8 protein-coding genes and 1 tRNA gene are annotated in these 8790 nt (G+C 64.6%); 5 read left to right on the forward strand and 4 right to left on the reverse strand.

Annotated elements, in window-relative coordinates:
• Positions 1 to 5: 5 nt before the first annotated feature.
• The 3 genes from ACK41X_RS07605 to ACK41X_RS07615 form a co-directional block, all read right to left on the reverse strand.
• A complete protein-coding gene (locus tag ACK41X_RS07605) occupies positions 6 to 1622 on the reverse strand; it encodes a phytoene desaturase family protein (RefSeq protein ID WP_409720880.1) in 1617 nt (538 codons plus the stop codon).
• A 50-nt stretch (positions 1623 to 1672) separates the two neighbouring features.
• Positions 1673 to 3013, reverse strand: coding sequence for an APC family permease (locus tag ACK41X_RS07610; RefSeq protein WP_409720882.1), 1341 nt, complete (start codon positions 3011 to 3013; stop codon positions 1673 to 1675).
• 104 nt (positions 3014 to 3117) lie between these two features.
• Complete coding sequence (locus tag ACK41X_RS07615; RefSeq protein WP_409720884.1) at positions 3118 to 3897, reverse strand: SAM-dependent methyltransferase; 780 nt, start codon at positions 3895 to 3897, stop codon at positions 3118 to 3120.
• 218 nt (positions 3898 to 4115) lie between these two features.
• Here ACK41X_RS07615 and ACK41X_RS07620 point away from each other — a divergent pair.
• From ACK41X_RS07620 to ACK41X_RS07640, 5 genes are all read left to right on the forward strand, one after another.
• Positions 4116 to 4190 (forward strand) — tRNA-Val (locus ACK41X_RS07620).
• A gap of 267 nt (positions 4191 to 4457) precedes the next feature.
• Positions 4458 to 4700: a hypothetical protein gene (locus ACK41X_RS07625; RefSeq protein ID WP_409720886.1), complete on the forward strand. Its 243-nt coding sequence runs from the start codon at positions 4458 to 4460 to the stop codon at positions 4698 to 4700.
• A gap of 395 nt (positions 4701 to 5095) precedes the next feature.
• Positions 5096 to 5221: a type B 50S ribosomal protein L36 gene (gene ykgO / locus ACK41X_RS07630; RefSeq protein ID WP_325609217.1), complete on the forward strand. Its 126-nt coding sequence runs from the start codon at positions 5096 to 5098 to the stop codon at positions 5219 to 5221.
• Between the two features lie 118 nt (positions 5222 to 5339).
• Positions 5340 to 5963 carry a tetratricopeptide repeat protein gene (locus ACK41X_RS07635; protein ID WP_409720888.1) on the forward strand — a complete coding sequence of 208 codons (624 nt, stop codon included), beginning with the start codon at positions 5340 to 5342 and terminating at the stop codon, positions 5961 to 5963.
• A 225-nt stretch (positions 5964 to 6188) separates the two neighbouring features.
• Complete coding sequence (locus tag ACK41X_RS07640) at positions 6189 to 8183, forward strand: HWE histidine kinase domain-containing protein (protein WP_409720890.1); 1995 nt, start codon at positions 6189 to 6191, stop codon at positions 8181 to 8183.
• Positions 8184 to 8256: 73 nt separating this feature from the next.
• Here the strand turns inward: ACK41X_RS07640 and ACK41X_RS07645 are convergent.
• A partial coding sequence (locus tag ACK41X_RS07645; protein WP_409720892.1) for a pyruvate kinase alpha/beta domain-containing protein occupies positions 8257 to 8790 on the reverse strand: 534 nt, incomplete at its 5' end.

Consider the following 8790-nt stretch of genomic DNA (forward strand, 5'->3'; position numbering starts at 1 on the left):
AAGTCTTACCGCCGTCGGCCGAGATCGCCCGCGATCACCTTCGCAGCATTATGCCCGGGCGCGCCCGTCACGCCGCCGCCGGGATGGGTGCCCGAGCCGCACAGATAAAGGCCCGCGAGCGGGGAGCGGTAATCGGCATAGCCCAGCATCGGCCGCGCCGAGAAAATCTGGTCGAGCGTCATCGCGCCGTGGAAAATGTCGCCGCCGATCAGACCGAAATCGCGTTCCAGATCGAGCGGCGTCAGCGCCCTGCGTGCGATCACGCTGTCTTTGAAGCCGGGCGCATACTTATCCACGGTCGCGATCATCAGGTCGGCCACCGTGTCGCGATGATCGTCCCAGGACGAGCCGTCCGGCAATTGCGGCGCGACATGCTGGCAGAACAGGCTCGCGACATGCTGACCCTTGGGCGCGAGTGAATCGTCGAGCGTGGAGGGGATCAGCATTTCCACAATCGGCTCGCGGCTCCAGCCGGACTTGCGGGCGTCGTCATAGGCGCGGTCCATGTAGCCAAGTGTCGGCGCGATGATAATTCCCGCAGTGTGATGATCGGCAAGCGCGCGGCCGGGCAGCGCGGTGAAGCTCGGCAATTGCGACAGCGCGACATTCATGCGGAAGGTGCCAGAGCCGCATTTCCAGCGCTTCATGCGGGCGAGAAAGTCCGGCGGCAGCGCGGCGTCCGGGACGAGCCGCTCGTAAAGAAGCCGCGGATTGACGTTGGCGATGACGGCGCGGGCGCGGATGCTGCGTCCATCGTCCAGCACCACGCCGGTGGCGCGGTCCTTCTCGACGATGACGTCGCGGACGCCCATCCTGGTCTCGATCTCGGCGCCGTACGTGGCTGCCGACTTCGCCATCGCCTGCGTGATCGCGCCCATGCCGCCGATGGCGTGGCCCCAGATACCCTTCTTGCCATTCACCTCGCCGAAGCAATGGTGCAGCAGCACATAGGCGGAGTTCGGCGTGTAAGGGCTTGCGTAATTGCCGACCACGGCATCGAAGCCGAGCACCGCCTTGATCGGATCGCTCTCGAAAAAGCCGTCGAGATAGTCGGCGGCGGATTTGGCGAACAGATCGAGCAGCGCGCGCTGGCGCTCGAGATCGAGCTTGCGCAGCCGCTTTCCGACCAGCGCGGCGCGCAGCGCCTCGCGCAGGCTGCGCAGGCTCCAGCCCTCGACCAGGTTGGGCGGCTGCTCCAGCACGAGATCGCGCAGCACGTCGGTGACGGCGTCGAGCTCGGCGCCATAGGCGTCGTAGCGCTCGGCATCCCTGGTGCTGAATTTCGCGATTTCCGCCTTGGTGCGCCCCTCGCCGGTGAGCAGATAGCGGCCATCCTCGGTCGGCAGGAAATTGAGCGCGCGGCGCTCCACGATCTTCAGCCCGTGTCCGGCGAGATCGAGGTCGCGGATCACCTTCGGGTTGAGCAGGCTGACCGTGTAGGCGGCGACCGAATTGCGAAAGCCCGGATGAAATTCCCCCGTCACCGCAGCACCGCCGACCGTGTCGCGGCGCTCCACCACCTTCACCTTCAGCCCTGCCATGCCGAGATAGGCGGCGCAGACGAGGCCGTTATGGCCGGCGCCGATGACGATGGCGTCGTAGGTGTCACTCACGGTTTCCATCCCGGCATCCCGGGACCTTTCTGCGGTCCGGACCCGTGGGTGAGATTAGCTCACTCAGCGGCCGCCGCCACGCGCCGCTTCTTGCGCACAAGACCGATCAGCGGCACGCCGACCAGCAGCACCGCAATTCCGAACAGCGCGCCGCGGCCGGTATAGACGAGGCTCGAATAGATCAGATAGGCGCAGATCAGGCAGAACAGGATCGGCGTCACCGGATAGAGCGGCACCTTGAACGGCCTTGGATGCTTCGGATCGCGACGTCGCAGGACGAACAGCGAGATGCCGACCAGCATCAGGAAGAACCAGAAGACCGGCGCGGTATATTCGACCATCGCCTTGAACCCGTCGCGCGCCATCGCGCCGAAGCAGATCAGCACAAACGCAATCGCGCTTTGCAGGATGATCGCGTTGCGCGGGTTGTTGCGGACCTGATCCCAGACCCGCAGCCGCGCGAGCGACAGATCCTGGCCCAGCGCATGATAGAGCCGCGCGCCGGTAAAGATGGTGGCGTTCATGGTCGACAGGGCCGCGAGGCAGACGATCGCGCTGACGATCACGGCGCCCGAGGGTCCGAACGCGGTCCGCATCACCTCCGCGGCGATCGCGTCGCTCTTGCGCATGCCGTCGAGGCCGAGCGCGAACAGATAGCCGATATTCACCAGCACATAAATCAGCGTCACTATGGTGGTGCCGGCGAGCAGGATACGCACCATGTCGCGGCCGACATTGCGGACGTCGCCGGAGAGGTACGCCGCCTCGTTCCAGCCGCCATAGGTCAGCAGGATAAACACCATGGCGAGGCCGAGCATGCCGTAACCCGGACCGCCGCCGGCGGCCGGGGCGGGCGGCTTGGCGCCGAGATTCATCAGGCCGATGACGACCATGGAAGCCATCGCCAGAACCAGGAGCGACGTCAGGACGTTCTGCGCCGTCTTGCTCTGGTAGGTACCGGCAAGATTGAGCAGGGTCAGCATCAGAAGTGCGGCTGCGCCGTAGATCGCCGAGCCATAAGCGCCGAGCGAGAACAGCTCCTGCGCATAATCGCCGAACACGAAGGCGACGGCGGCGATCGCGCCGGTCTGGATGACCGTGGTACGCGCCCAGGCAAACAGGAAGCCCACCGGCAGGCCAAAAGCGCGGCTGAGAAAGTGATATTCGCCGCCGGTGGAGGGATAGGCGGCGGCAAGCTCGGCATAGACCAGCGCGCCGATCAGCGTGGTCAGGCCGCCGCAAATCCAGAGCGCCACGAACGCGTATTCGTTCGGGCTGAACATCGCCACGAGTTGCGGCGTCTTGAAAATGCCGATGCCGATGATGATGCCGACCATCATCAGGGCGCCATCGGTCACCGAGAGGCTCGCGCGTGGGGCGCCGGAATTCTGTGTTGTCATGAAAACTGCCCTGCGCGCCGCGCAAATGGAGGGAAGGACGCCGAAGCGTCCTTCGCGATTGTGCCGGTTTCCCGGAGCGTTAGGAAGTCCTCAGGCCTCAGCTCTCAGGCCTTTGTGGCCTTCCAGCCGTCGCCGGAAATGGTGTCGCCCGAGACCTTGCCCGTATAGGTCTTGCCATCGACTTTGAACGAGATGTCGGCGCCTTTGAGCTGGCCGTCGGTGATCTCGACGGTCTTGCCGCCGATCTCGGCCTTGCCGGTGAAGAACTGATACTTCTGGTCGATGTCGAGCGTCATCTTCTGGGCGCCGTCAATCTGCCACTTGCCGCCGACCTTGGCGGGTACGATCCAGAAATACACATTCCGGCCGCTGACATTCTCGTGCACTTCCGGCTTCCAGTCGCCCATGTCGAAGGCGTGGGACACGATACGGGTGCCGGGCTTCATGGTGTCGAGAATCTTCGGACGCAGCCGCAGATTGATGTCGGTGAGCAGATACATCGCCATCACGTCGGCCTTGGAAAGGTCTTCCTCGAACAGATTGGCGATCTTGAACTCGACCTTGTCGGTGACGCCCGCCTTGGCGGCGTTCTCGTTGGCTTCCTTGATGCGCTGCGGGTTGATGTCGACGCCGTAGCCGCGGGCGCCGCGCTTGGCAGCGGACACAACCATGCGGCCATCGCCGCAGCCGAAATCGATCATGTAGTCGCCGGGTCCGACCTTGGCGAGTTCCAGCATCCGGTCCACCACTTCCTGCGGGGTCGGGACGTAGATGACGTCGAGGCGCGGCTCCTGCTGGGCGTGGACCGTGGTCGCGGCGGCAAGGCCCGCGGCCAGGGTCAGCGCATAGACGGTCGGACGGATCGATACCAAACGCGAAATCATTCGAGGGCTCCCTATGGGCATTGTGGGTGTGCGGTGGCGCTGCGTCCCGGCCGTCGCCCGGGTCGCAAGGGCGTACACCCTATGCGCGTTCCTTATTCCCTTTATGGCGGCATTGAAACCGGGGAGAGGCGAGGCGGTCTGCCGCCCCGGCGGGAGGGCTGCGGCTGCTTGCTTCGCACCGGGCGAGCGACTATAGGGGCGCGTCCGCAGTCTGGAACGGGCGCGTAGCTCAGCGGAAGAGCACTACCTTGACATGGTAGGGGTCACAGGTTCGATCCCTGTCGCGCCCACCACCGCGAAATCCGACCCGACCATGATATGGCAGCGTGCCGCCGGACCGCGTGCGCGGATGCGGGCGCCGATCTGCCGATCCGCCGATTTGCGGACACCGCATGACGCCCGGGCGTGCCGGGAACCCATTCACATTCGGTTCATCCCCAGTCACCCAAAAGCGATCTTGGCTGCGTGCGGTCTGCCGATCGGGGCGCGGCGCGGCGCTGCAACGCGTCTTTCGGCGCGGCGGGCGTCCGACTTACCGCATCTCTCTGGGGAGCTGAATCATGAAGAAATTGGTTTCGAAACTTGCGCTGGCCGCCGCCGTGGCCGCGCTTGCGATTGCCGGCTCGGCTGGCGACTCGATGGCGAAGGGCAAGAAGAAGGGCGCCCCCGCCGCTGCCTGCACCCCTGGCGCGCTGAAGACGGCGGCCTGCGGTCCGGCGGGCTGCACCATGCAGCGCTGCTGGGCTGACGGAAAGTGGTATCCGTCGTTGTTCGTCTGCTGGCAGCCCTGGTGCCCCAAGTAACGAGCCTGGGTTAGGGTGACGCGGTTGTCATCCTGATGGGACAAGGCGGCGCCGGAGATCGCAGAGCTCCCGGCGCCGTTTTGCTGCCTGGGGATGCGGTCGAGCGCCGATGCGGCCGCGGCCGGACGGTGTTTCCGCATGCAGGGTGAAGGCTGAGCTACGAGAGTCTTTTTGCTTTTCTTCGAATCGCGAAAAGCCTCTAAGTTGTTGCGTTGGCGCGTTTTCTTCACGCGGACCGGTGCCCACTTCGCTCGAAAACGCTATGAAGAACCGCTTTTTCAGAGCCAGCGTTGACTTGGGCCGCGCATGCCCCTAGTTTCCGCCCCGACCCGGCCGCGCTTGCGCGGCCATTTTTGATGCGGCCCGCATGGCCGCCAGATGTCTTGAGAACGGCCATGAAAGTCCGCAATTCGCTTCGCTCGCTGCGCGCCCGCCACCGCGACAATCGTCTCGTGCGCCGCAAGGGGCGGGTCTACATCATCAACAAGACCCAAAAGCGCTTCAAAGCCCGCCAAGGCTGAGCGAAAGACGCCTTTTTGGTTCCACTGCGCCAGACGGCCGTCGCCTGGTGCCTTTTTCACGCATGCGTGACCGCTTTGCAGGCTTGCCCATCCGGCCTGAAGGCATAAGCTCGGCGGCATGCGCCGTTATCGATTCAACATCGCCGGAGTGCTGCTCGCAACGGCCTTGGTCCTGCCGACGCCGGCGCTGACTCAGATCCGCGATCCGGAGCCGCCGCGCGCGTTTGCCCAGCCGCCGGACAAGCTGCCGAAGGTGCAGCACGGGCAGGATATCGATTTCCTGTTCGGCGCGCTAAAGGCGGCACCGAGCGCCGATGCGGCCAAAGCCGTGGAGGGGCGGATCTGGGCGATATGGATGGTGTCGCCGAGCGATACCGCCACCTTGCTGATGAGCCGGGTTCGGATTGCGCTGGAAGCCAAAGATCTCGATTTGGCCGTCAAGCTGCTCGACTCCATCGTGACGTTGCGTCCGGACTATGTCGAGGCCTGGAACCGGCGCGCTACGATCCATTACATGCGCAAGGATTTCACCCGCTCGATTGAGGATATTCGCCAGACCCTGGCGCGGGAGCCGCGGCATTTCGGGGCGCTGGCGGGCCTTGGACTCATTCTTCAGGAACTCGGCGAGGACAAGCGCGCCCTGGAAATTTATCGCAGGGCGATTGAGGTGAACCCGCACTTGCCGCGCATCCCCGACCTGATCAAGTCGTTGACCGAGAAGGTCGAGGGCCGCCCAATCTGAAGGCCCGGCAATGCGCGGCGGCGCTCTGCGTCGTGGTGCATCCACCAGAATCGTGAGGACACGTCCTGTGCCGGTGATGGCCACGCAATGCAGCGCCGCGCGGCATGGAACCGAAGCCGCACTCCACGCGTAAAGGCTAACTGACGCCCGGGTGCAACGAGGCTCTTTACGGCACCCATCGCGCGATGGTCTAAGTCGCGTCCGACCGATGGAGTTTTCGGGTTCATGCTACGGCTCCAGCGTTCCGACCGCGACGCCTTGAGTTTTCTTGCCGGCGTCGGCGATATGGCGCGCCTCATCCGCGAGCGCGATTGGAGCGATCATCCGCTCGGCCCGCCGGACACGTGGCCGGAGCCGCTGCGGCTTGCCTTGAGCATCTGTTTGCAATCCAAGTTTCCGACCGCGATCTATTGGGGTCCGGAGCTTCGGCTGCTTTACAACGACGCCTGGGCGCCGATCCCCGGACCGCGCCATCCGGCGGCGTTGGGTGCGCCGGGGCGGGAGGTGTGGTCCGACATCTGGCAGATCATCGAGCCGCAATTCAGGCATGTCATTGAAACCGGCGAAGGCGTTTTCGTGCAGGACTACCTGCTGCCGATGCAGCGTTTCGGGCAGCGGGAGGAGACCTACTGGAGCTACAGCTTCACCGCGATCCGCGATGACAGCGGCGCCATCGTCGGTATCTTCAATTCCGGCTATGAAACCACCCGCAACGTCCTGTCGCAGCGCCAGATGCAGTTTCTGCTCGCGCTCGGCGACGCCATGCGCGGCGCTTCCGACAGCGACAGCGCGCGCAAGCACGCGCTCGCGATGCTCGGAAAACATCTCGGCGCCGACCGCGTCGGATTGCGGGAAATGGCGAGCAGCCACAGAGACGATTTCCCGGTGATCGAGGAATGGAGCGGCGTCGATCTTGCCCCGCTCGGCGGCAAGGCCGTGTTGTCCGAACTCGGACCGGACCTCGGCGCACAGCTCGCGTCCGGGCGAATGCTCATCATCAACGATGTCGCAGCCGAGCTGAAATCGGAAAAGGCCATCCGTGCATTCACCGCCATGGGCGCGAAGGCCGCGATCGCCGTCCCAAAGCTCGGCGATGGGGAATTGGTCGCAATCCTGTTTGTGCATTCGCACACGCCACGGTCCTGGACGCTGTTCGACATCAGCACCGCCGAACAGGTCCTTGAGCGCATCTGGAGCTTTATCGAGCGCGAGCGGGCCGGCGACCGCGAGCGGCTGATGATTCGCGAAATCGACCATCGCGCCAAGAATGCCCTTGCCGTTGTTCAGGCGGTTATCCGGCTGACGCTCGCGGAAGACATCACGTCCTTCAGGGAGAAGATAGAAGGCCGTATTGCCGCGCTGATGCGGACCCATGATCTGTTATCCGCGAAGCGCTGGGGTCCGATCGAATTCGGCCTTCTGGTGGAGCGCGAAATCGAAGCTTACCGCGCCGGCGATTGCGGCATCGAACTTGGCGGTCCCCAGGTGATGATGCGATCCGAGCAGGCGCAGACCATCGCCCTTCTGCTGCACGAACTCGTCACCAATGCCGCCAAACATGGCGCGCTTTCGTCCCCGGCGGGGCGGCTTGAGATTCGCTGGCGCCTGCAGGATGGCAATCTGCATCTTGACTGGCTCGAAACGCTCGACGGCTCAGCGCCGGGCGTTTCGGGCATCACGCATACCGGCTTCGGATCGAAGCTGATCACGTCCGTGATCGAAAGGCAGCTTGGCGGCTCGATTTCCAGGACCTTCGATCATGGTCTGAAATGCAGGATTGCGATTCCGATGGCCACGCTGGCGCGTACGCCAGAGCCCGCCGCCGATGACGGCTCCGGACCGGGCGAGCGTTCTGCGGATGCAAGACGGGTTTTGATCGTCGAGGACGAAGCGCTGGTTGCGTTCGACCTGGCCAACATGCTCCGCATCCTCGGATATAACAGTGTCGAAACGGCGTCGAATGTCGCCGAAGCCCTGGCGTTGCTGAGGAAGGGCGCTCCGCCTGTCCTTGCCATCGTCGACGCAAATCTGGCGGGCGAGTCGTCGGAGCCGGTGGTGCAGGCGTTGCGCGCTCGCGGCGCGCACATCATCCTGGCCTCGGGTTACGCCAATGTGGACGCCATGAGCGAGAGTTTCCGCGATCTTCCCTGCCTGCCGAAGCCGGTTATCCTGTCGGACTTCACCAGGGCGATCCAGCAGGTCACCGCCGGCGGTCTGTGACGACAGCGTCAAGAAAGCGCGCCAACCCGATAACGTGAAGTCCTTTCGCGGCTCGAAGAAACGCGAAAGGACTTCAGGAGTCGCCATGCTCGCCGCCGACAAAGGCGATGCGCAGCATGTTGGTCGCGCCCGGCGTGCCGAGCGGGACACCGGCGACCACAATGACCCGGCGGCCGGCCTTGGCGAAACCGTCGGCGAAGGCAATGCGGCAGGCGCGTTCGACCATGTCGTCCTGATCCCGCGCGTCCTGGGCCACGACGCAATGCACGCCCCAGACCAGCGACAGCCGGCGGCCGGTAGAGATATTCGGCGAGATCGCCACCACATGCGGCTGCGGACGCTCGCGCGCCACGCGCAAGGCGGTCGAGCCGGAAAAAGTCCAGCAGATGATCGCCGACAGATCGAGTGTTTCGGCGATCTGGCGCGCGGCCGCGGCGATCGCGTCCGCGCCGGTCGCTTCCGGTTCGCCCCGCTGCGCCTGGATCACCGCGCGATAGGTCGGATCGCGTTCGACCTCGCCGGCAATCCTGTTCATCATCGTGACCGCCTCGACCGGATATTGTCCGGCCGCGGATTCCGCCGACAGCATGATGGCATCGGCGCCTTC

The organism is Pseudorhodoplanes sp. (assembly GCF_046289595.1).
GTDB lineage: Bacteria > Pseudomonadota > Alphaproteobacteria > Rhizobiales > Xanthobacteraceae > Pseudorhodoplanes.